At 41.4% G+C, this 22,877-nt stretch carries 22 protein-coding genes; 14 read left to right on the top strand and 8 right to left on the bottom strand.

What is annotated here, in order from left to right:
• Window positions 1-18: 18 nt before the first annotated feature.
• The gene (gene cysM / locus AC1D0K_RS16905; RefSeq protein WP_477391117.1) at window positions 19-891 is read left to right on the top strand and encodes a cysteine synthase CysM; all 873 of its coding nucleotides are present in this window, start codon (window positions 19-21) and stop codon (window positions 889-891) included.
• 4 nt (window positions 892-895) lie between these two features.
• On the opposite strand, the gene AC1D0K_RS16900 is transcribed toward cysM, so the two are convergent.
• Complete coding sequence (locus AC1D0K_RS16900) at window positions 896-1,393, bottom strand: hypothetical protein (RefSeq protein WP_295721882.1); 498 nt, start codon at window positions 1,391-1,393, stop codon at window positions 896-898.
• A complete protein-coding gene (locus AC1D0K_RS16895; protein WP_295721880.1) occupies window positions 1,394-2,566 on the bottom strand; it encodes a THUMP domain-containing class I SAM-dependent RNA methyltransferase in 1,173 nt (390 codons plus the stop codon).
• A gap of 82 nt (window positions 2,567-2,648) precedes the next feature.
• On the opposite strand from AC1D0K_RS16895, the gene AC1D0K_RS16890 reads away from it, so the two are divergent.
• The 3 genes from AC1D0K_RS16890 (at window position 2,649) to AC1D0K_RS16880 (ending at window position 5,782) form a co-directional block, all read left to right on the top strand.
• Window positions 2,649-3,014 (top strand): DUF3127 domain-containing protein, encoded by a 366-nt coding sequence (locus AC1D0K_RS16890; protein ID WP_295721878.1) that lies wholly within the window; start codon window positions 2,649-2,651, stop codon window positions 3,012-3,014.
• Window positions 3,015-3,187: 173 nt separating this feature from the next.
• The gene (locus tag AC1D0K_RS16885; RefSeq protein ID WP_477391114.1) at window positions 3,188-4,984 is read left to right on the top strand and encodes a sensor histidine kinase; all 1,797 of its coding nucleotides are present in this window, start codon (window positions 3,188-3,190) and stop codon (window positions 4,982-4,984) included.
• 105 nt (window positions 4,985-5,089) lie between these two features.
• Window positions 5,090-5,782: a response regulator transcription factor gene (locus AC1D0K_RS16880; RefSeq protein WP_477391112.1), complete on the top strand. Its 693-nt coding sequence runs from the start codon at window positions 5,090-5,092 to the stop codon at window positions 5,780-5,782.
• 112 nt (window positions 5,783-5,894) lie between these two features.
• Here the strand turns inward: AC1D0K_RS16880 and AC1D0K_RS16875 are convergent, their stop codons facing one another.
• Window positions 5,895-6,353, bottom strand: a complete 459-nt coding sequence (locus AC1D0K_RS16875; protein WP_477391110.1) for a DUF6036 family nucleotidyltransferase — start codon at window positions 6,351-6,353, stop codon at window positions 5,895-5,897.
• On the bottom strand, window positions 6,354-6,560 hold the full coding sequence (locus tag AC1D0K_RS16870; RefSeq protein ID WP_477391108.1) for a hypothetical protein: 207 nt from the start codon (window positions 6,558-6,560) through the stop codon (window positions 6,354-6,356).
• 117 nt (window positions 6,561-6,677) lie between these two features.
• Between AC1D0K_RS16870 and AC1D0K_RS16865 the strand changes: the two genes are divergently transcribed.
• Window positions 6,678-8,246 carry a M28 family metallopeptidase gene (locus AC1D0K_RS16865; RefSeq protein WP_477391106.1) on the top strand — a complete coding sequence of 523 codons (1,569 nt, stop codon included), beginning with the start codon at window positions 6,678-6,680 and terminating at the stop codon, window positions 8,244-8,246.
• Between the two features lie 69 nt (window positions 8,247-8,315).
• On the opposite strand, the gene AC1D0K_RS16860 is transcribed toward AC1D0K_RS16865, so the two are convergent.
• Window positions 8,316-9,719, bottom strand: coding sequence for an MBL fold metallo-hydrolase RNA specificity domain-containing protein (locus tag AC1D0K_RS16860; protein WP_477391104.1), 1,404 nt, complete (start codon window positions 9,717-9,719; stop codon window positions 8,316-8,318).
• 167 nt (window positions 9,720-9,886) lie between these two features.
• Here AC1D0K_RS16860 and AC1D0K_RS16855 point away from each other — a divergent pair, with 167 nt between their 5' ends.
• Both AC1D0K_RS16855 and AC1D0K_RS16850 read left to right on the top strand, forming a co-directional pair.
• Complete coding sequence (locus AC1D0K_RS16855) at window positions 9,887-10,258, top strand: BlaI/MecI/CopY family transcriptional regulator (RefSeq protein ID WP_295721860.1); 372 nt, start codon at window positions 9,887-9,889, stop codon at window positions 10,256-10,258.
• Between the two features lie 2 nt (window positions 10,259-10,260).
• Entirely contained in the window at window positions 10,261-12,219 is a 1,959-nt protein-coding gene (locus AC1D0K_RS16850; protein ID WP_477391102.1) for a TonB family protein, read from the top strand.
• Between the two features lie 206 nt (window positions 12,220-12,425).
• On the opposite strand, the gene AC1D0K_RS16845 is transcribed toward AC1D0K_RS16850, so the two are convergent.
• Window positions 12,426-13,829, bottom strand: coding sequence for a tetratricopeptide repeat protein (locus AC1D0K_RS16845; protein ID WP_295721855.1), 1,404 nt, complete (start codon window positions 13,827-13,829; stop codon window positions 12,426-12,428).
• A 240-nt stretch (window positions 13,830-14,069) separates the two neighbouring features.
• Here AC1D0K_RS16845 and amaB point away from each other — a divergent pair, with 240 nt between their 5' ends.
• Complete coding sequence (amaB, locus tag AC1D0K_RS16840; RefSeq protein WP_477391099.1) at window positions 14,070-15,611, top strand: L-piperidine-6-carboxylate dehydrogenase; 1,542 nt, start codon at window positions 14,070-14,072, stop codon at window positions 15,609-15,611.
• A 24-nt stretch (window positions 15,612-15,635) separates the two neighbouring features.
• Window positions 15,636-17,279: a S8 family serine peptidase gene (locus AC1D0K_RS16835; protein ID WP_477391097.1), complete on the top strand. Its 1,644-nt coding sequence runs from the start codon at window positions 15,636-15,638 to the stop codon at window positions 17,277-17,279.
• A gap of 216 nt (window positions 17,280-17,495) precedes the next feature.
• Here AC1D0K_RS16835 and AC1D0K_RS16830 read toward each other — a convergent pair whose 3' ends face one another.
• Window positions 17,496-17,627: a hypothetical protein gene (locus tag AC1D0K_RS16830; protein ID WP_262492947.1), complete on the bottom strand. Its 132-nt coding sequence runs from the start codon at window positions 17,625-17,627 to the stop codon at window positions 17,496-17,498.
• Between the two features lie 320 nt (window positions 17,628-17,947).
• Between AC1D0K_RS16830 and AC1D0K_RS16825 the strand changes: the two genes are divergently transcribed.
• Window positions 17,948-18,358 carry an SPW repeat domain-containing protein gene (locus AC1D0K_RS16825; protein WP_295721847.1) on the top strand — a complete coding sequence of 137 codons (411 nt, stop codon included), beginning with the start codon at window positions 17,948-17,950 and terminating at the stop codon, window positions 18,356-18,358.
• 115 nt (window positions 18,359-18,473) lie between these two features.
• Here the strand turns inward: AC1D0K_RS16825 and AC1D0K_RS16820 are convergent, their stop codons facing one another.
• Entirely contained in the window at window positions 18,474-19,760 is a 1,287-nt protein-coding gene (locus AC1D0K_RS16820) for a BamA/TamA family outer membrane protein (protein WP_477441241.1), read from the bottom strand.
• Between the two features lie 200 nt (window positions 19,761-19,960).
• Between AC1D0K_RS16820 and rplM the strand changes: the two genes are divergently transcribed.
• The 4 genes from rplM (at window position 19,961) to tsf (ending at window position 22,697) form a co-directional block, all read left to right on the top strand.
• Entirely contained in the window at window positions 19,961-20,398 is a 438-nt protein-coding gene (rplM, locus tag AC1D0K_RS16815) for a 50S ribosomal protein L13 (RefSeq protein WP_295721842.1), read from the top strand.
• 26 nt (window positions 20,399-20,424) lie between these two features.
• Window positions 20,425-20,811, top strand: a complete 387-nt coding sequence (gene rpsI, locus AC1D0K_RS16810; RefSeq protein WP_090638861.1) for a 30S ribosomal protein S9 — start codon at window positions 20,425-20,427, stop codon at window positions 20,809-20,811.
• A gap of 18 nt (window positions 20,812-20,829) precedes the next feature.
• Entirely contained in the window at window positions 20,830-21,690 is an 861-nt protein-coding gene (gene rpsB, locus AC1D0K_RS16805) for a 30S ribosomal protein S2 (protein WP_295721839.1), read from the top strand.
• A gap of 155 nt (window positions 21,691-21,845) precedes the next feature.
• Entirely contained in the window at window positions 21,846-22,697 is an 852-nt protein-coding gene (tsf, locus tag AC1D0K_RS16800; RefSeq protein WP_477391090.1) for a translation elongation factor Ts, read from the top strand.
• The last annotated feature ends 180 nt before the right edge of the window (window positions 22,698-22,877 follow it).

Raw genomic sequence — 22,877 nt, 5'->3', positions numbered from 1 at the left:
ACTTAAAGAAAACATATTATGGCGGCACTGATTGATCTGATAGGCAATACGCCTATGGTTGAAATAAAAAAGCTAAATCCTAACCCCAACGTACAAATATTTGCTAAGCTGGAGGGCAATAACCCCGGTGGCAGTGTAAAGGATCGTGCATCGCTTAATATGATTCGCAGTGCCATTGAACGTGGCGATATTAAACCCGGCACAAAGCTTATTGAAGCCACCAGCGGCAACACAGGCATTGCCCTGGCCATGATTGCCCGTTTATTTGATCTGGAGATTGAACTGGTTATGCCATCAAACTCAACCCGCGAACGTACGCTTACCATGGAAGCTTTTGGCGCCAAAGTAACCTTGCTGGAAGGGATTGAACTTTGCCGTGATTACGCCGAAGAAAAAGCAGCTACCGGTGATTTTTTTTTGGTGAACCAGTTTGGCAATCCCGATAACTATGGCGCTCATATTAAAACCACCGGTCCGGAGATATGGCGTGATACCGAAGGTAAAATAACCCATTTTGTAAGTGCTATGGGCACAACAGGCACCATTATGGGCTGCTCTATGTTTCTTAAAGAAAAGAATCCTGGTATCCAGATAGTAGGCTGCCAGCCTACCGAAGGCTCATCTATCCCCGGCATCCGCAGGTGGCCGCCTGCTTACCTGCCCAAAATATTTGATGCTTCAAGGGTTGATCGGGTGATGGATATATCTGAAGAAGATGCTACCCAAATGGCCCGTAAACTGGCTAAAGTTGAAGGTGTATTTGCCGGTATGAGCAGTGGCGGCGCTTTATCAGCAGCAATAAAATTAGCCTCCGAATTAAAAGAAGGCATCATTGTTTTTATCTGCTGTGATCGCGGCGACAGGTATTTAAGCAGCAACCTATTTGGGTAATTTATTATTTACCTAAATCGTAATTGATAACTACAGTAGGCAACAGGGTGGCATTATCCATAGGCACCTGGTTAGTCGATAAAATAGGCTTACGATGGGTATAAAAATCATATACGTGCTTCTCTAAAGCTTTACTTGCCACTGCGGGCGGCGTAAAGCCTATTGAAAACGGCAATACAAAATCATGTGATTTTTCATGATCGGGAATGATCCATTTATGGTTTGATTTTTTGAGGGCTTCAATAATCGGAGCCGTCAAAATATAATCATCAGCGTAATAAATCACTATTCTTTTAATAGTCCCCTTTTCATCAGCAGTAAATTTAAATACAGCTGTTCCTGTAGCTTTCTTGCTAACTATTTCTGGCGATACTTTAAGGCTATCTTGAAAAAAAGTACTCATTACAGGAGCCCCTCCCTGGAAAGGGAAGGCAAGCTCCGTTTGGGCCATACTGTAAACTGAAAATAAAACGGCTACTGCAATTAATATGATCTTTTTCATTTATTCTTCTTTTGGTTCTCGTTTGCTGCCTTCATACAGCTCATACTCAAATAAACGGCAATCCAGCTTGCCATTATAAAATTCAATCCTTCTTGATGGGCGCAAACCTATCTTTTTTGCAAGGTCGGCGTTGCCCGTGAAAACATATCCGCGGTATCCGCCGCATTTCTTTTTCAGAAAATCGCCCATTCTTTTATAGGTAATTTCCAGTTTGCTGTGTACACCTAAACGCTCTCCGTATTCCGGGTTAAACATTACCACACCACCATCTTCGGGTACTTCGGTATCTTCAAAATCACAAACAGCAAAGTCAATTAAATGTTCTACCCCGGCAGTTTTAGCATTTTTTTGAGCGATATCAATGGCATCTTCAGATATATCTGTAGCTATAATTTTAAAGCCGGTTTCCTTTTTTGCCTTGTCTTTTAATTTACGGCGCTCTACAAAAAACACGTTTTCATCATAGCCCATAATGTGCATAAAGCCATAGTTCATCCTAAATAAACCAGGATGTTTATCGGTAGCTAGCAGTGCCGCTTCAATGGCCAGCGTACCGGAGCCGCACATGGGATTGATGAAAGTGCTCTTCCTGTCCCAATTGGTAGCCATAATGGTTGATGTTGCTAAAGCTTCCAGCATTGGGGCCTTACCCGGTATTTTGCGATAGCTGTGCTTGGCCAGTGTTTCGCCCGATGTATCCATGAAAATATCGGCATCGCTATCCTGCCAGTAAAGGTGAACCAACGTTTTATTAGCCTCAGAACCAGAGTTCGGGCGCACGCCTTTAACTTCCTTAATCCTGTCTACAATAGCATCTTTCACTTTCACATTGGCAAACAATGGCGTAAGTATATGCTCATTATTAACGTTTGATGTTACTGAAAAATAGCCGCTAAAGTCTATCAGCTTTTCCCATTCAATAGTTACCAGCTCATCATATAGCTGCTTAGGGTCATCGGCTTTAAAGCTTTTTATAAGGTAAAGCACCTGGCTTGCGCAGCGCAGATTTAAATTTAGCGCGATAGTATCCGTTATGGTGCCTTTAAGCTCGACCCCTGTTTGAAAAACGCGGGTTGGCGTAAAGCCCAATTCTTCTACTTCCTGTTGAAGGTAGCTCGATAACCTTTTATTACAGGTAATTATTATTTTACTCTCGTTGTGGAAAACTTGCATAATATTTTGCGAATTTATGAATTAAAAACCCCCTATTTTAATTTCCTAACTATTAACTTTACATTTTAAATTTTTTAAGATTATGGAAGTTAAAGGTAAAGTACATGAGGTGTCACCAACACAGCAGGTAACAGAGTCACTAAAAAAGCGTGAACTGATAATTGAGTATGTTGAGAATCCTCAGTATCCCGAATATTTAAAGTTTGAAGCCATACAGGACCGTTGCGCTTTAATGGACAACGTGAAGATTGGTGACGACGTTGAAGTTTTCTTTAACCTGAAAGGCCGTCCATGGACTGATAAATCAGGTAAGAAAAGCTATTTCAACTCATTGCAGTTGTGGAAAATTAACGTTTTATCTGGTGCAGGTGCCGCCTCAACCCCAGAATATGCCGCGCCATCAGCTGATATCAGCTCATCAAGCGATGATGACGATCTGCCATTTTAAGCAGCAGGCTCATTAGATATTTAAAAGCTCCTTTCATAAAAGGGGCTTTTTTTATGCTGTAAAGTCAGCAGCAATACGCTATTTTTCAAATCGTTATTGTATATTAACAATTGTTAAATTTTGTTAAATGCCTGTTTTGTTGGGTTATTTAAAATAATTTTGTTTGTTAACACATGAAGAAACGAAGTATTGGATTGATTATTGGATTAATGGGACTTGCGCTTTTGGGCGTAATGGCCATGCAATTGTACTTTTTAAGGCAATCGTACCAGATGCAATCCGAGCTGTTTGATCGTTCTGTTAACGAGGCTCTTAATAATGTGGTATCAAAAGTAACCAAGCAGGACGCCAATAATTTTTTAAACGCAAAAGCGCAGGATAAAGTAATAGCTATTGATGAAGCGGGAGTAAAAGTTGTTAAAAGCAGTACAAACAGGCCATACACCGCTAAAACAAAAAAGAAACAAACGTATAAACAAAGGAAAATAGCGCTTTTAAGAGACAGCCTGGAGCGCATGATCATGCATAAAAAGCTGGATGATGAGCTTAGTAATTTATTGATGCAGGAAGGTACGGTTGATTTCCTGGTTGAGGAGCAAACGGATGAGTTGGGCGTTGTACACGTTAGGCTTACCCCGCAGGCTGTAAGAACGCGCATCACTAAATTTAGAATCCCCAAAAAGCTGCATAAATATGATACCCTGCGGTATTTTTACCAGGATCCGATGATTGGGAAGCAATTGATCCAGATACCAAAACTTAACCCGCTTTGGGTGCGTGAGCAGCAGCGCAAGCAAAAGGAAAGGCAGTTTGCCCAGATTAAAAAAATGCTCGTGACCGATTCTCTGCAAAATTTAAACAGCAATAAAACAAGCGTAATTGAAAACCTGGCCGAAGATTACCGCAATTCTGGCCAGCCTTTAAATAAGCGCTTAAGCCCCTTCTGGATAGATACCCTGCTCAGGTTTGAATTACACAATAAAGGAATTAATTTGCCCTTTAGCTATGAGGTTACCACCAGTAATGATTCGCTCATATTTTCAAAGGCTAACGATTTGCAAGGTGGCAAGCCGGAATTTATTGCAGCTAACACTTACCAAACCCCTATTTTTAGTAAAGATGTGATCAATGATCCCGGCATGATCAAGCTATCTTTTCCACAAAAAAACTCGCTCATATTAAGTAAAATGACGGCCACCATGGGTACAACCGGCGGTTTGCTTATTGTGCTGATATTTTGTTTCGGATACACCATTTTCTCCATCCTGAAACAGAAAAAGGTGTCTGAAATGAAAATTGATTTTATCAATAATATGACCCATGAATTTAAAACCCCCGTATCAACCATCATGATTGCCAGCGAGGCTTTAAGAGATACCGAAATTACAAATGATCAAAGCCGTGTAGCACGCCTGGCAAACATAATTTTTGAGGAGAACGAACGTTTAGGTAGTCATATAGAACGGGTATTAAATATCGCCCGCATTGAAAAAAACGACTTTAAACTTGATAAGAAACCCCTTGATGTAAACGATATGATAGCCGTTGTATTGGATAGCATGGCACTTAAACTGCATAAGTGCAACGCCAAAACAACGCTTGAGCTTGATGCGGAGCACGCGGTAATTATAGCCGATGAGCTCCATTTTTCAAATGTGCTATATAACCTCATAGATAACGCCATTAAATACAGTAACGATAAGCCCGAAATTACCATTAGTACATTTACCCGGAGCGGACAGGTAATTATTAAGGTTGCGGATAAGGGGATAGGAATGAATCGCGATCAGCAGGCAAAAATATTTGAGCAGTTTTACCGCATTCCAACAGGAAACATTCATGACGTAAAGGGTTTTGGATTGGGGTTAAGCTACGTTAATACCATAGTTAAGCGCTTAAACGGTACCATAAGCGTAAGATCTGAAAAGGAAAAGGGATCAGAGTTTGAGTTGAAATTCGCAGTGGCGTAAGGGATTCGATTCAAAAAGACTAAAAATAGAGTCGCACATAAGTAAGTAATAACGATATATAAGCTTCCCGGTTTTCGGATCTGCCGGAGTTCAGGACAAAAAAACATGAAGAAAATACTACTGGTTGAAGATGATGCCAATTTGGGTTTGCTGTTACAGGATTACCTGCAGCTAAAAGGTAAGTTCGATGTTGTTTTGTGCAAGGACGGGGAAGAAGGTTTACGGGCCTTTACCAAGCAGGTTTATGATTTGCTGATACTTGATGTAATGATGCCAAAAAAAGATGGCTTTACATTAGGTAAAGATATCAGGAAGATAAATCCCAATGTGCCTATCATTTTTGCTACAGCGAAAAGCATGATAGAAGATAAAACACAGGCATTTAACCTTGGCGGCGATGATTACATAACCAAGCCGTTCCGTATTGAGGAGCTGTTGCTGCGTATTAACGCCCTGCTTAAACGCACCAGCGGAACCGAAAAATCTGAAGAAGAAAAACAAACCAGCTTCAAAATAGGTCACTATTCATTTGATTATACCTCACAGATCATCACCATAGGCGAATCGAATCAAAAATTATCAACCAAGGAAGCCGAGCTGCTTCGCCTGCTGTGTATGCGCAAAAACGAGGTGCTTACCCGCGAAGAAGCCCTGTTAAACATCTGGCATGATGATAATTACTTTAATGGCCGCAGCATGGATGTATTTCTAAGCAAGATCCGTAAGTACTTAAAGGATGATCCCAATGTGGAGATCATTAATGTGCATGGCCGGGGGTATAAATTGCTAATTAATTAACCCCAGCTTGATATATCTGTTGCCTTTGTTATTCTGGGTGCTGAATTGTAGCGTTTTCCAGGACATATTGTTAGTATAACACCGTATGCTTTTTGTGGGGTGGAACGCTTAATTAAAGTTTTTTAGTTAAGTTATCTAAATCGTCAAGGTCTTTATATCTGCCCGATGCCTTTTTCGCATTAATAAGGTCATTCAAATGAATAGTTCTGACAAGTAAGCCATCTTCCTCAAAATATATCGCGCTATTATAACAAGAATCAAAGTCAACCCCCAGTGCAGATGTCATTACATCAATAGACGCCGGAGGTCTGCCAAATGTAAAAACCTCTATATTTTCATTTAAAAATTTCTCCTCCGTCATATCAAAAACGGGCATACCGAAATGCAAAAATGCGGTTCTTAGTTTTCTATAATTGTCAACTGTTTTTGCAACCAAAATATCCATGTCACCGGTAGTTCGCGGGTGCCCGTGCAAAATGACAGAATACCCACCAATCAGCACATACTTAACGTCATTCTTATTAAGTTGGTCAATAAAATCTCTGAAATCCTGATTGAAAATATTGCCCATCTATTTTTCCCTGGTCCTGATACTGAACACGGTTTTGTCCATCCTTGGAGGATTATTCTCCGGGTAATTATAAGCAACACTATTGAGGTAGTTTGCTATGCGCAGTCTTTCCTGCCAGGTAAGCTGTTCATAATACCCTGTTTGGTCGGCGGCTTCTTTAGCTGTCTGGGCTTTAAAAGCAGTCCGGTCTAATCTAAAATCGCTCATAGTTCAAATATACCGCAAAAACTTTTACATGTAACAAATTTGTTAAGCCACAGTTATGGTTTTATGCTGATTAATAAATAGGTTTGTTTACTGACTGATCTCATTATTTAATTAACTATGAAACTAAAATTACTTTTTTCATGCCTCTTATCTGCAGGCATAGGTGCTCAGCTGTTTGCACAAGAAACAGTTGACCCGGCAATGGTCCAAAAAATCAGGGAAGAGGGTTTAAATCACTCCAAAGTGATGGAAACCGCTTTTTACCTAACCGATGTATCTGGTCCCCGGTTGGCTAATTCTCCCGGATTAAAACGTGCACAGAACTGGGCCGTTGAGCAATTGAAAACATGGGGAATGGCAAACGCTAAATTAGAGCCATGGGGCAAGTTTGGTAAAGGCTGGGAAGTTCAAAAAAACTATGCCGCCATCACTGTGCCTTACTATCACGCTATTATAGCTATCCCTAAAGCCTGGACACCCGGCACCGGCGGATTGATTAAAGGCGATGTAATGGTTATAAAAGCAGATTCGGCTGCCCAGCTTGACCAGTATAAAGGTAAGCTGCAAGGCAAAATTGTAATATTTGATACCAAACCACTTACCGAGCGTACCTTCAAATCTGATGCTGCCCGTTATACCGATGACGAACTGGCTACTATGGAAAAGGCGACAATGGCCCCCGCCCGCCCGCGCACTGCGGTTGATCCAAACTCAGCTCAGTTTGCTGCAATGCGTAAATTACGCGCCTTCAGAGCATCATTGGGGGCATTTTTAAAAGAAGAGAAAGTTGCTTTGGTGCTGACCCAGGGGCGCGGAACAGATGGTACCGTATTTACAACCAATGGCGCTTCATATGCCGATACCGCTAAAGCCGTAGCGCCAGAGCTGGAAACCAGCAGTGAAGATTATCAGCGTATTTTACGCCTCGTAAACGCGGGTAAGCCGGTACAATTGGAAGCTGATATTAAAACGCAGTTTTTTACCGATGACATGCAGGGTTATGACGTAGTTGGTGAAATACCGGGTACTGATAAAAAATTAAAAGACCAGGTAGTTATGCTTGGCGGCCATCTTGATTCATGGCATGCAGCAACAGGTGCTACTGATAACGCTGCCGGCAGCGCGGTAATGCTGGAGGCTATGCGTATATTGAAAGCCATTGGTTTTAAACCAAAACGTACTATTAGGATAGCGCTTTGGAGCTCTGAAGAACAAGGTTTGTTTGGCTCACGCGGTTATGTGCTGAACCATTTCGGCGATCCTAAAACGATGGAACTGAAGCCGGAGCAAGCCAAACTTTCGGCATACTATAACCTTGACAATGGTACAGGTAAAATAAGGGGTATCTATTTACAAGGCGACTCGGCAGCCGGGCCAATATTTAAAAGCTGGCTTGAGCCGTTTAAAGACCTTGGCGCTGCAACTGTAACCATCAGCAACACCGGCGGTACAGATCATCAGTCGTTTGATGCGGTTGGTATTCCGGGCTTCCAGTTTATCCAGGATGCCATTGATTACGGTTCACGTACCCACCACAGTAACCAGGATACTTATGACAGGTTAATTGAAGATGATTTGAAACAAGCAGCCACCATTATTGCATCGTTTGTATATAATACTTCGCAACGTGCAGAGATGATACCACGTAAGGCTTTGCCTAAGCCACAACCGGCAAGGGCGTTTTGAGGAATGTCGCTGGCATTACTCGCTTAAAAAAAAGCGATGGAGTCGATCCATCGCTTTTTTTATTGCCACTTATTGCAATTCTATCCGCTGATGCTGATAAGGAATCTCGATATGTTTAAAGCCTTTCTCTTTTAGCTTTTGGGCAAAATGTTGTTGAACCTCATATTCGCCGTGAACAAGAAAAATGCCTTTTACTTTTTCAGGATCCTGGGAAGCTATAAAATGAAGCAGATCCTCATAGTCGCCGTGGGCGCTCATTGATCTGATCGATTTTACTTCGGCATTGACGGTATATAGGTCGCCATAAATATGCACTTCCTTATCCCCGGCAAGCAAATGGCCGCCTAATGAGTTAGGTTCACAGTAACCTACCATTAAAATAGTATTTTTATTATTGCCGATGTTTTGTTTAATATGATGTTTTACGCGTCCGGCTTCGGCCATACCCGATGAGGAAATAATAACACTTGGACGCAGGTCATCATTTAAAGCAATAGACTCCTCGGCTGATTCAATAAACCGGAGTCCTTTAAAGCCAAATGGATTGGGGTCGGTTTTTAGCACTTCTTTCACCGCCTTATTATAAACCTCGGGATGGTTCATAATCACCTCAGTAGCTTTTTTTGATAATGGGCTATCTACAAAATAAGGCAGATCCGGCAATACCCCTCTCAGTTCGAGCGCATTTAAGGCATACAATATTTCCTGCGTGCGCCCTACGCTAAATGCCGGAATGATCACTTTTCCCCGTTTAACCTCGCAGGTTTCTTTAATAATCTGTAATAAGGCATCCTCAATAGGGCCGATATCTTTGTGCAATGAATCACCGTAGGTTGATTCCAGCAAAATGTAATCTGATTGATCAAATACCTGCGGATCATTTAACAACATATCATCATATCGCCCAACATCACCACTAAAAGTAATATGGGTAGGTTTTCCATCTTCCATTATTGATAGATGCACTACCGCGCTGCCCAATATGTGGCCCGCATCTGTAAACTTTAGCTTAACCTGGGGCGTAATGTCAAACTCCTCATTATATTCAACAATTTTAAATAACCGGAGTGCCTCCATCGCCTGCTCGTCTGTATAAAGTGGCTGTACTAATGGCTGGCCTTTACGGGCGAGGCGCTTGTTCATATAGCTGGCATCCTGCATCTGGATATGTGCCGAATCCAGGAGCAGGATTCGCGTAAGATCCATAGTGGCCGATGTGCAATAAATGGGGCCATTGTATCCCTCGGCAACCAAACGGGGTATTAATCCGCAATGATCAATATGCGCGTGGGATAGCACCATGTGGTCAACTTTTTTGGGGTTAAATCCAAAATGCTCGTTCCAATCTTCAGATTGTTCCCCCATGCCCTGGAACATGCCGCAATCCAATAATATACCGGTGCCATCATTTAATTTGATGAGATGCTTGCTGCCGGTAACGGTACGGGCAGCGCCATGAAAGGTTATATTCATTTATAATTTGGTATGAAATAGCTGAACGAATATGGGCATTAAAAGTTTAATTTTAATAAAACTAAACTTTTAGTTGTTAATTTAATTTATAGTATTTACCTTAGATTAACCAATTGGAACGGTTGATGTGATTTTAAATAAACATCAGCAATTTTTACAAAAAGCACATGGAAATTAAAGAGTTAACCCGCGCCGAAGAACAAATTATGCACGTATTGTGGCAACTGGAAAAAGCCTATGTAAAAGATGTGATCGATCTGCTACCTGAGCCAAAGCCGGCCTATAATACGGTATCAACAATTATCAGGATATTGGAAACAAAAGGGTTTGTTGGCCACACTGCATTTGGGAAAAGCCATCAGTACCATCCAATAGTAAGTAAAGACCAATACCAGGATTTTGCTTCAGATAAACTATTGAGTGGCTATTTTGATAATTCGGTTAATCGTATGCTTTCGTTTTTTGTGAAAAAGGAAAAGATCGACCTGAAAGAGGCTGATGAGATCATGAAACTTATTGAAAAACTTAAAGACAAGTAGTTATGAACTGGTGGCAATATTTATTACTGGTAAATATTTACCTGGTACTGTTTTATGTGTTTTACGTTTTATTGCTGCGTAAGGAAACTTTTTTCCAGCTTAATCGCATTTACCTGGTAACTGCGGCCCTATTGTCGTTTTTTATACCGGTTATACAGGCAGATTGGGTGCAGAATCTTTTTATTACGCAACAGGTAAAGTATACCATTTATAGTATGCCGGTAATGGATTACCACTTTAAGCCCATTGATGACAGGCATATTAGTATGGGCGAAATACTAACCATATTGTATTTAAGCGGAATATTGATTTTATCGGCAAAACTTACCTGGCAGTTATTTAAACTAAAAGAGGTGATTAGCAGGCCCCAGGCAGATGTTCCTTATTCCTTTTTTAAAACGGTAAAGTTAAATGACAGCAATGCTGATAATGCAGTGATTGAAGCTCATGAACAGGTACACGCCCAGCAATGGCATTCGGCCGATGTGTTGCTTATCGAACTGGTGATGATCATCAATTGGTTTAACCCGGTAGTTTACCTGTATCGCTTTGCCATTAAACACATCCATGAGTACATTGCCGATAGGCAGGCCGTGCAGGCAGGCACCAGTAAAGCCGACTATGCACTATTGCTATTGACGCAAACATTTAATGCGCCGGCCCACCGGCTGGTGAATCCATTTTTTAATCACAGTTTATTAAAACAGCGTATTTTTATGTTACAAAAAAATAAATCACACCGAATCTCGCTCATTAAATATGGGCTTTCGGCGCCACTATTTATACTGATGCTTATTTTATCATCAGCAACCATAAACAATAGTAAAACTGTTACCGCTATTAACAGCAAGGCAGAGGAGCTATTTGTACTTCCTGCATCAAAGGTTGATTTATCTGTTATCCTCCCTGATAACAAGGATCAATTTGCGGATAATGATAAAAACAACGGGCAGGATACAACCAATAAGAAAAGCAAAGTATTTAAAGAGGTTGAGCAATTGCCCGAGTTTCCGGGCGGAGTTGAGGCTTTCGGGAAGTTTTTAAGCACAAACATCAGGTATCCAAAAGACGCGCGGGAAAAGAAAATCCAGGGCAGAGATATCTGCTCCTTTATTGTTGAGGAAGATGGCTCGTTATCAGATATCAAGGTAGTAAAGGGCGTTAGTCCGGATATAGACAAGGAATCTGTACGGGTACTTAAGCTTTCGCCAAAATGGAAAGCGGGTAAGCAAAACAATAAAAAAGTAAGGGTTCAATACGCCGTTCCGATAAGCTATACACTGGCTGATGATGGTAAGAAATCATCTCAAAGCAAAGTTGAAGGGATCGCTACCCCAGACAAGGTTGTTGGCGTATCTGGCCCCGACAAGAATGGGGTTTACAGGGCTGTTGAACAATTGCCGGCCTTTCCCGGCGGTATTGAAGCACTGGGCAAATTCCTGGGCTCAAACATAAAATACCCTAAAGCAGCCAGGGAGAAGGGAATTGAAGGCAGGGTGATATGCAGTTTTATTGTAGAGCCCAGTGGCTCGCTGTCAAATATCACAGTTGTAAAAGGTGTGAGCCCGGATATGGACGAGGAATCTGTGCGGGTACTTAAACTATCGCCCAAATGGATCCCTGGGATGGAGCATGGGGAAAAAGTAAGGGTGCAGTACGCTATTCCGATAAGCTATACTTTGGAAGATAGCAAAAAGCCGGCAAAATCAAGCGGAAACAAACTGGGTAGTGTGCAGGATACTGCTGCTATTCATAAAGGATCGCTTATCGCTGATAATGTTGTTACAGGTTCCAAACCGCTATATGTTTTGGACAATAAAATAATAGCAGAATCGAAATTTAAGCTGATTGACCCAAATAACATAGAAAGCATCAATGTTTTAAAAGATAAGGAAGCAACGACCTTGTGGGGAGACAAAGGAAAAAACGGAGTGGTTTTAATTAATACAAAGAAAAGGTAGAGGTGCGGATGTGCAGATGTGCAGATATGCAGATGATTTTGCAAGTGTTCAGATTTCAGATGACATTCGAGACGCATAGATGAAAGGAATGAAAAGGTTGAAGGCCATAAAAAAAGCAGGTGAAAATTAATTTCCACCTGCTTTTTCATTTAATATCATCAAATCATTGCAGCTCATCATCTGCACATCTGAAATCTGCACATTTGCTATTTCGTATACCTGTTAATGATATCAACTATCACTTTGTTTTTTTGCAATTGAGGCAGATAATCAAACAGGATATAATGTTTTTCGGGATCGCTTGTTAAAGCCATTTCCAGGTGATTGAGGGCTTCGTTGTAATCGCCTTTGGCAAATAAGTAAGCCACCATTCGGTAATACAATTCTGCTGCTTCGGGGTTATTCTTTATCGCCTGCGAAATGATCTCTATAGCGCCTACTAACCTTTGTTGCTCATATAATATAGAGGAGTAATCAAGCCAGGCGTCAATATCCAATGGGTTTAGCTCAACCACTTTTTCGTAGGCTTGTTCAGCCTCGGTCATGTGGCCCAGTTTATATTCCGCATCAGCAATGGCAAACCAGTAGTCTGCATTGGCAATGTCAAGGTCCAGCGCTTTTTTGTAAAAGTGCAGGGCCTCAAAATAGCGTTCCTCAAAATCAAGTGTAACACCTATCCCAAACCAGGCATCGGCCAGCTTAGGATCCATTTTAACCGATTTTTTATAAAATGCGCGGGCATCATCCATCTGCTCCAGCTTTTCGTAGCATTCGCCAATAGCGCAATAAGTATCGGCATTAGGCTGCTCATACTCAAAGGTGTGGCGGTAAACTTCAATAGCCTCGGCATATTTCTCCAGGTTAACCAGGGCGTTACCCTTGTTAAAGTAGGCTGATGCAAAACTGTCTTTTATCAGGATAGCATAATCATAAGCATCTATCGCTTTCTCAAACAAGCTCAGCTTGGTATAAGCGTTGCCCAGGTTGTACCATGCGGCATAGCTGTAAGGCTCATTATCAATATACTGCTGATAAAACTGCACGCTCTCCTGCTGGTTGTCCATTACGTCATAGCAAAAAGCCAGTTCGTAAAGGGCATCCTGGTTTTCCATGTTTTGCTTAAGGCAAAGCTTAAGGTAGCTTATGGCAGTATCATAATCGCCCATGTTTTGGTAAACGTAGGCTATGTGCAGTAATATCTCGTCGGTTTCCTCGGCAAGGCCAAGGGCTTTTTCATAATTTTCCAAAGCTTCGCCAAACCGCTCCATGCTTTCATACAGGTTGCCGCGAATAATATAAATATCAGCATCAGAGGCCTCAAGCATAGCAGCCTTTTCAAGGGCGGCAAAAGCTTCGGGCACTTTGTTGCCCACTACAAGCAACTGCGCTTGTTTAATTAAAAAAACCGCTGCAAATGGGTGTTGATTACGTGCGTACTCGGCCACCTGCAGTGCCTTGGCGGGATCATTTTTTTCGATGTAATAGTCGATAATGTTCTCAAACGCCTGGGCATCAAAAAAGTACTGGTCGTGATTGCGGATCATCTCCTCGTACCGCTCTACCGAAAACTTTGGATCTTCGGTAAAACCAAATTCAAATTCTTCTTCCATTCAATTATGTTTGCAGAACATCCGCTTTAGGTTAACAATTAAAATTGCTTATTTAAAGACTTATTTAGTTGAAAATACAATAAGTAAGCGTCCAATCGACAATTTAGTTTTCAACATTCACACATTTTAACAAATGTTAATTGCAAAGCCTTGATAATTAATGACAATCAATTAGCAGGCAATGAGCGGGTGATCAAAAAATTGCCTTAAAGATTTTTACCTTTGACAAAAGTAACAATTATGAGCCTCGATATTACAGATATTCTAAAACGTTTACATATAAACGATATTAATGAAGCTTTTAGTACCGGCAGTAACTGGGGCAGCAGTCCCGATGCAACTTTAAAAGACATTACATCGCCCGTTGATGGCCAAAAGATAGCCACTGTTAAATTTGCTACCGAAGCCGATTATAACCAGGTAATTGAGCAAGCCGCAAAAGCATTTAAAAGCTGGCGCCAAACTCCTGCCCCAAAACGTGGCGAGATAGTGCGCCAGATTGGGGAGGCTTTGCGGGCCAATAAGCAGGACCTGGGTACCCTTGTATCCTACGAGATGGGTAAAAGCCTGCAGGAAGGCCTTGGCGAAGTACAGGAAATGATTGATATCGCCGATTTCGCGGTAGGATTAAGCAGGCAGCTGTATGGCTTAACCATGCACTCCGAGAGGCCTGAACATCGTATGTATGAGCAATACCATCCGCTGGGTATTGTGGGCATTATTTCGGCGTTTAACTTCCCGGTTGCGGTATGGAGCTGGAATGCCCTGCTGGCCTGGGTTTGCGGCGATGTTTGTATCTGGAAACCATCAGAGAAAACACCATTGACCGCCATAGCCTGCCAGCACATTGCGCAGGACGTTTTGAAAAGAAATGGCATTGACGAAGGTGTATCAAACCTCATCATCGGCGATAGAAATATTGGGGAGTTAATGGCAAATGATACCCGCGTACCGCTCATATCGGCTACCGGATCAACCCGCATGGGTAAGGCTGTGAGCGCGGCTGTTGGCGCCCGCTTAGGCAAAAGTTTGCTTGAACTTGGTGGCAATAATGCCATCATCATCAGTGAAAATGCCGACCTGGACATGTCACTTATAGGCGCTGTTTTTGGCGCCGTGGGTACCGCCGGCCAGCGCTGTACCAGTACACGAAGGCTTATCATACACGAAAGTGTTTACGAAGCATTTAAACAAAAGCTGGTAAGCGCTTACGGGCAAATCCGCATAGGTAATCCCCTGGATGAGCATAACCACATGGGGCCGCTGATTGATCATGATGCTGTTGCCCTGTACCTGGATTCTATAGAAAAATGCAAGGCCGAAGGTGGCAAATTTGTTGTTGAAGGCGGTAAGCTGGAAGGCGGCGCTTATGCATCCGGTTGTTATGTAAAGCCATGCATCGCCGAGGTGGAAAATCACTTTAAAATTGTACAGCACGAAACCTTTGCGCCCATACTCTACCTTATAAAATATACAACGCTTGAAGAGGCTATCGATTTGCAGAATGGTGTGCCGCAAGGGTTATCATCGGCCATCATGACTAATAATTTACGCGAGGCAGAACAATTTTTATCATACGCTGGTTCTGATTGTGGAATTGCTAACGTAAACATCGGTACATCGGGCGCAGAAATAGGCGGCGCATTTGGCGGCGAAAAGGAAACGGGCGGTGGCCGCGAGTCTGGTTCTGATGCATGGAAAGTTTACATGAGAAGACAAACCAATACTATTAACTATTCAAAAACGTTGCCTTTAGCCCAGGGGATCAAATTTGACCTCTAAAATTTTTATTACTAATACTTATACATGTTTAATTTTCGCTCTTTCATTACCTGTACTTTCTTATTAGCTGCTTTAACAATTGATCAACCGGTATCGGCGCAGGTAATGCCCAGGCCAGAAGCCGAACCGCCAAGGCACTGGCAATTAATGGACCTTAAAGACGATGGCTACTTTGGCATCAGTTTAAAACCGGCTTATCTTTTTGTAAAAGGTAAAAAAAGCAAAACGGTAGTTATAGCTACTATTGATAGCGGGGTGGATACCCTGCAAAAAGATCTGAAAAGCATCTTATGGATAAATACAAAGGAAATACCCGGCAACGGTATTGATGATGACCATAACGGTTATGTTGACGATATACATGGCTGGAATTTTTTAGGTGGTGCAGGCGGCAAAGCCGATTTTAATGAAACTACCGAAGAAGTGCGCGAGTATAATAAGCTTAAAGGTAAATACGCTGCTTTGACCGAGGCTACAGCTACGGATAAAAAGGCATTTGCTTACTGGCAGCGTGTTAAAACCATTTATGATACTACTATCAATAAATCGCAGACGGAAACGGCACAGCTCCAGCCTATCATGAATGCTTTGATGGCAACAAGCGGGTATATCAAAAAGTCGCTTAATATAGCTGCCGGCGATACTTTTAAAGAAGCCGATCTTGTAAGGATTAAAACAACAAATGATACCTTAAGCCAAAGCAAATATGTTTGGGCTACCATATTTTCACAGGAGGGTGGCAACAAAACAAATGCCGCTATCATTAAGGATTTAAGCGAATACCTGGAAAAGCTTAACAACAACTTATCGCCCGATCTGGAAGCACGCAAAAGAATAGTTGGCGATAATGTAGATAGCCAGGATCATAAGCCCTATGGCAACAATCTTTTAAAATTTGCTGATGCATCCCACGGTACAGGAGTAGCCGGATTGATAGGCGCTGTGCGTGGGAATAATTACGGAATAAATGGAGTTGCAGATAATGTAAGGATCATGGCGCTTAAAGCCGTGCCTAACGGCGATGAGTACGATAAAGACGTTGCCAATGCCATACATTACGCGGTTGATAATGGCGCAAAGGTTATTAATATGAGCTTTGGTAAAAAAATATCACCGCATAAAGAATGGGTTGACGAGGCATTTAAGTATGCAGCTGCAAAAGATGTACTGCTGGTATTGGCTGCCGGGAATGATAATGATGATATGGACAAGGATCCGGATTATCCGAATGATCTTTTTTTGGATGGATCAACTACGGATGCTGATAACCTGATCAATGTGGGTGCTTCCGGCTCACGTTTGAATGATCACCTGGCCGGAGATTTTAGCAATTACGGCAAAAAGATGGTAGATGTTTTTGCACCAGGTGTAAAGGTTACCACCATTGATACTGATGCAGAATTTAATACCGAAGATGGAACCAGCTTTTCGGCGCCTATAACAAGCGGTATAGCTGGTTTAATATTGGAATATTACCCAACCCTGAGTGCAAAACAGTTAAAACAGGTTATCCTGGCTTCGGCCACGCCATTAACGGGCACCATGGTTTACAAACCTGGCTCAAAAACCGAAAAGGTTGATTTTACTACCCTATGCAAAACCGGCGGCATTGTAAATGCTTATAAAGCTTTACAAATAGCAGCTACTATGCAAGGAGAAAGAAAATAGATTTTTTTTGGGACTTTGGAGTAAGGAGCAAGGATTTTTAGATAAAGGACAACGGACTTTCAGACAAAAGACGAAGGACGTTTGGACTTTCAGACAAAAGACAGAAGGACAAAAGATAAGGAACTTTAAACAGTTTTTTATCTTTTGTCCTTTGTCTGAAAATCCTTCGTCCAAAAATCCTTGCTCTTTGCTCCGAAAATCCTTCGTCCCAAAAAATTACTTTTTCTTATCGCCGCCAATAGGTTTTACAGCATCTTTTTTGCCTGATTGATAATCAGATGGGGCTTTTTTGCCTCCTTCTGCGGCTGGTTTCTTTTTTTCTTTTACGGCTTGTCTGTCCTTGCTCATGATCTTAATAGTTTTAGATTAGATGTTAATTTACCCTCAATTGCTGGTATTGCAATCTGGGTATTATTGTAATAGCGGATGAATTAACGGGCTTTATCTGTGGTGCCCGGTTGTAGAAAGAAAAATGGATTGCTTTAATTTTAAAAACGCCTATCTTTAGCGAATTATTACTGCAATTAATTAAAGGTAATTGTTTTAAACAATAAAAAGCGTTCGGGGCAATTTTAAATATCAAAAAACTGTATAAATGCTTAGCTTTGCAACGATTTTTGAGACACATATATAAAATATAGATACACTATACAACAATTCGCTAAAAAATGAAAAGCTTTATTCCAACAACATTTTATGCATTTTTAAATTATGTAGTAGCCCTGTTACTGATCTCTACACTGTGGACATTTGATACATTACATATTGGCGGCGCGGCTTTATTCCTGCCACTGATTGTCGGATGGTTACAACTGATCATGGCTATTTTTGCAGATAACAAGCTGGGCTTTATTAAAGTGTTCCCGATGAGCATGCACAATGTAAATGATGTAATTATGGGTTCATTCCTGATGTGCTCTCCATGGGTTTATGATTTCAGCTCGAAATTATGGATACCGCAGGTTTTATTTGGTGGTTTGTTATTCATCATGGGTATTTTCACCGAGGGATCGCCTTTGCTTAAAAGACACCAGGAACCGCTTCAAGAAGGTGGGTTTACTTCAACAGATTCATTATAATCAGTTATATATCACAAAATAAAAGGGGCGCAAATTTTTGCGCCCCTTTTATTTTGTGATACTTTTTTTCAAATTTTCCCCATGGATAAAGCAACAGCACCATTGCGGGCGGGGTTTAAAAAACTTCGTTAAGTCCCAAAAAGAAGCCGCTTGAGCCATAACTGCCCCGGGCATAATCAAAGCACATGTTTGATCGGGTAAATTTATTGAACAACAACCTTAAGCCAAAACCGGCTCCCGGCTCCCAATGGCTAAACAGTTTAATATCCCGCTGGTTGTTTGCCGATTCGATATTTACAAATGTAACCCCGCTTAACAACTTGTTACCGGTTAATGGAAAACGGTATTCAGCCTCATTGTAAACAAAGGATGGGCCCTTAAACCGGCCAATAATAAAAGCGCGGCCAATGCGGCCATAGGCATCACTTGCTGTGCCCGGTAGTTCCAGGTACGGTACTGATCCTTTAAGCAGGTAATTGGCCCAGTGCCAAAAAGCTAAAACATTTTCCGGATCGGTATCGCTTAAACTCCAGTATTTCCTGAACTCCGCTTTTAATTGAACCGCGTTATGATTGCTGCCCAGCCAGCCTTGGTTGGTTCGTAAAATAACATCCGCATAAATGCCTTTGAATGCCCTGTTTGGCTGATCGCGGCTGTTGTATTGAAAGTTTATTAAAATGCCATTGGCATTATAACGGTAGGGAGAGTAGCCTTTATGTACACTGTACCTAAAGTTGTGCGTATCGGTTGCCGGGATGTTTGCCCGGTTATCATCAATATTTTTGTAAAAGTTAAAACTAAGGCCGGCTCCAATATAGATATGATCAGTTATTTTACGGTAAATGCGTTCGTTTATTTTTAGGTAGGTATACCTTAAAGGGAATTCGTCGGGATTATCATTAAAATGCTGATCGCCCATATGGAAGGGGCCATCGCCAATACTACGGTATCCTGTGCCCAAGCCATTATCTTTGGCTATAGTTTTGCCGACCTGTAATGTACCTTGCAGGTTCCATATGTTTTTTGAGGTGAACGCGTTGTGTTTTAGCTCCAATGTTGAAAGCCCGTTGGTTGAAATGTATGCACCGGCATTCATTACTGATAGGATGGTATTGTGCCTGTCCCCAAAGTATTTACCGGCTGCTGAGGTTGCCCCGATGGCAAAGCCCACGCTTGGGTTATAAGCAGCGGATGGCAGTATGGCCCAAAAGAAATTCTTTTCCTCGCGGCTGGTATCGGCAGTGGCTGGCTTTTTACTGCTGAAAATTGAATTTAAGAAGCCATTAGCGTCACTTTGCGTTTTTAATGAATCCTCCAGGCTTACCCTGGTTTGTGCAGAAAGCGGAATTGAGTTTAAAACAATAAAGCATACAGCAAGCGCAAACCTGCAAAAGGGTGACATCAATTTAGGGAATTAATAATAGTTCTTTGCTAATATATAGCTATCGGTTTAAAAAGTATAATATAAGCTGTGATAAATTATTGAATAATTACCCGTGAAATTTCCTTAAAAACTATTTGTTAATAACATAAATAGCTGTATCTTTGCAGTCCCGAAAATGCGGGGTATAATAAACGTTTAAACAATTTAATTTAAAGCAAGTGAATACGTTAAGTTACAAAACTGTCTCAGCCAACAAAAAAACCGTTAACAAACAATGGGTTGTTGTTGACGCACAAGGCGAGATTTTGGGGCGCTTGTCCACTAAGATCGCAATGATCATTCGTGGTAAAACCAAGCCAGATTTCACCCCGAACGTAGACTGCGGTGATAATGTAATAGTTATCAATGCAGACAAGGTAAAGTTGACCGGAAACAAATTGAGCGCAAAGCAATATGTTTCTTACACTGGTTATCCAGGTGGTCAGCGTTTCATTTCTCCTAAGGAGTTAATGGCAAAACATCCTGAACGCGTAATTGAAAAAGCCGTTCGTGGTATGTTACCTAAAAGTCGTTTGGGTAAAGCATTATTTGGTAACCTGCATGTATACGCAGGTGCAGAGCATCCTCATGCAGCACAAAATCCAACAACCATTTAACTTTTTAATTTTAAAGGAGAAAAGAAATGCCAACAACTAACACTTCAGGCAGAAGAAAAACAGCCGTTGCCCGCATCTACCTTTCAGAAGGAAATGGTGCGATCATCGTTAACGGTAAAGATTACAAAGAGTACTTCCCAACATTGCCATTACAGTACATCGTAACTCAGAGCACTGAGGTTTCTGGTAGCACCGGAAAATTTGATGTTAAAGTAAATGTTGCCGGTGGTGGTGTAAAAGGACAGGCAGAAGCCGTTCGTTTAGCTATCGCGAAAGCCATCGTTGAACTGGATCCTGAAAAGAAACCAGCATTACGCGCTAAAGGTATTATGACACGTGATGACCGTATGGTTGAGCGTAAGAAACCAGGTCGTAAGAAAGCACGTAAGAGATTCCAATTCAGTAAACGTTAATCACAGGAGGACAACACAATGGCAAGAACAACATATCAGGATTTACTGGATGCAGGTGTACACTTTGGTCACCTTACCCGCAAATGGGATCCGAAAATGTCACAGTACATTTTCATGGAGCGTAACGGTATCCACATTATAGATTTAAATAAAACCTTAACTAAGGTTGAAGAAGCTGCTGCAGCTATCAAACAAATTGTAAAATCAGGCCGTAAGGTATTATTCGTAGCTACAAAGAAACAAGCGAAAGATATCGTTGCTGACTATGCAAAAAGCGTAAACATGCCATACATCACCGAGCGTTGGTTGGGTGGTATGTTAACCAACTTTGCTACTGTACGTAAGTCAATCAAAAAGATGTCAAACATCGATAAATTGACTAAAGACGGTACTTACAGCAACCTTTCTAAAAAAGAAAGACTGATGATACAACGTGAGCGTATCAAATTAGAAACCCTTTTAGGTGGTATCTCTGATTTGAACCGTTTACCTGCAGCATTATTCCTTATCGACGTTAAGAAAGAGCATATCGCAGTTTCAGAAGCTTTGAAGTTGAACATCCCTACATTTGCTATGGTTGATACCAACTCTGATCCTTCAAACATCGATTTCCCTATTCCTGCCAATGACGATGCTACAAAATCAATTTCATTGATCACCAGCATTATCATCAAAGCAATTGAAGAAGGTTTAGATGAGCGCAAACGCGACAAAGAAGACGAAGCAGAAAAAGAAGCAGCTACCGCGAAAGCTAAAGCTGATGCTCCTGAAGTTAAAGACCGCAGCGAAAACGAAGGTGGTAAAAGAACAAGGAAAACTGCTGATGTTGTAGCTGACGCTGAAACTGAAGCTCCTGCTGCCGAAACAACAGAAGAGTAATCATAATTTGTGGGTTGTATGTTGTGTGCTGTAAGTTTTTATAGCTGCATTATACAACCCATATTTTTTAATAATAGAAATAGTTACAGGTTACAGTAGAGCTTTACTTTTGCTTGCAACTATCACTCATAACTTACAATAAAAAACTTAAAAACATGTCTACAGTACAAATATCTGCAGCCGACGTAAACAAACTGCGCCAACAAACAGGTGCCGGTATGATGGATTGCAAAAAAGCATTAACCGAAACTAACGGTGATTTTGAAGCAGCTATCGACTTTTTAAGAAAAAAAGGCGCTAAAGTTGCAGCAAGCCGTCAGGACAGAGAATCAAACGAAGGTGTTGTTATTTCACGCACATCTGCTGATGGTAAAACCGGTGTTATTATTGAACTTAACTGCGAAACTGATTTCGTGGCTAAAAACGCTGAGTTTGTTGCTTTCGCTAATGAAGTTGCTAACAAAGCTGTTGAAAACCAACCAAAAAGCATCGAAGAGCTTTACGCTATTTCTATCGATACAGATAACACCACTACAACTATTGGTGAAGCTATTATTGATAAAACAGGTAAAATTGGCGAAAAAATTGGTGTATCTAAATTAGAGATCATTACAGGCGAAAAAGTTATCGCTTACGTACATGGTAACTTCCGTTTAGGTGTATTGGTTGCTTTAAACTCAAACCCAGAAGGTGCTGACGAAGCAGGTAAAGACGTTGCAATGCAAATTGCAGCTATGAACCCTATTGCTGTTGATAAAGATGGTGTTGATGCTTCTGTAATTGAGCGTGAGTTAGAGATTGCTAAAGATGTGATCCGTGCTGAAGGTAAACCAGAAGAAATGGTTGAAAAAATCTCTTTAGGTAAACTAAACAAGTTTTATAAAGATTCTACTTTGTTAAACCAGGAGTTTGTAAAAGACTCTTCAAAAAGCGTTGCTCAATTCCTGAGCACTGTTGAAAAAGGTTTGACAGTTACTGCCTTTAAGCGAGTAGCTTTAGGAGCTTAAATATTTAATCCCCCTCGTTTTAAAACGAGGGGGATTTTTTTTGCGATATTGTTTGATAATTCTCCTGTCATTGCGAGGAGGAACGACGAAGCAACCGCAAACTATACAGAGCGAAGATGCACAGTTCGCGATTGCCGCGCTGCGCTCGCAATGACATGTTGTTAAAAACCCTTCAGGAAT

Source organism: Mucilaginibacter sp. P1_A3 (assembly GCF_056406855.1).
This window is presented reverse-complemented; position numbering and strand designations above follow the sequence as displayed.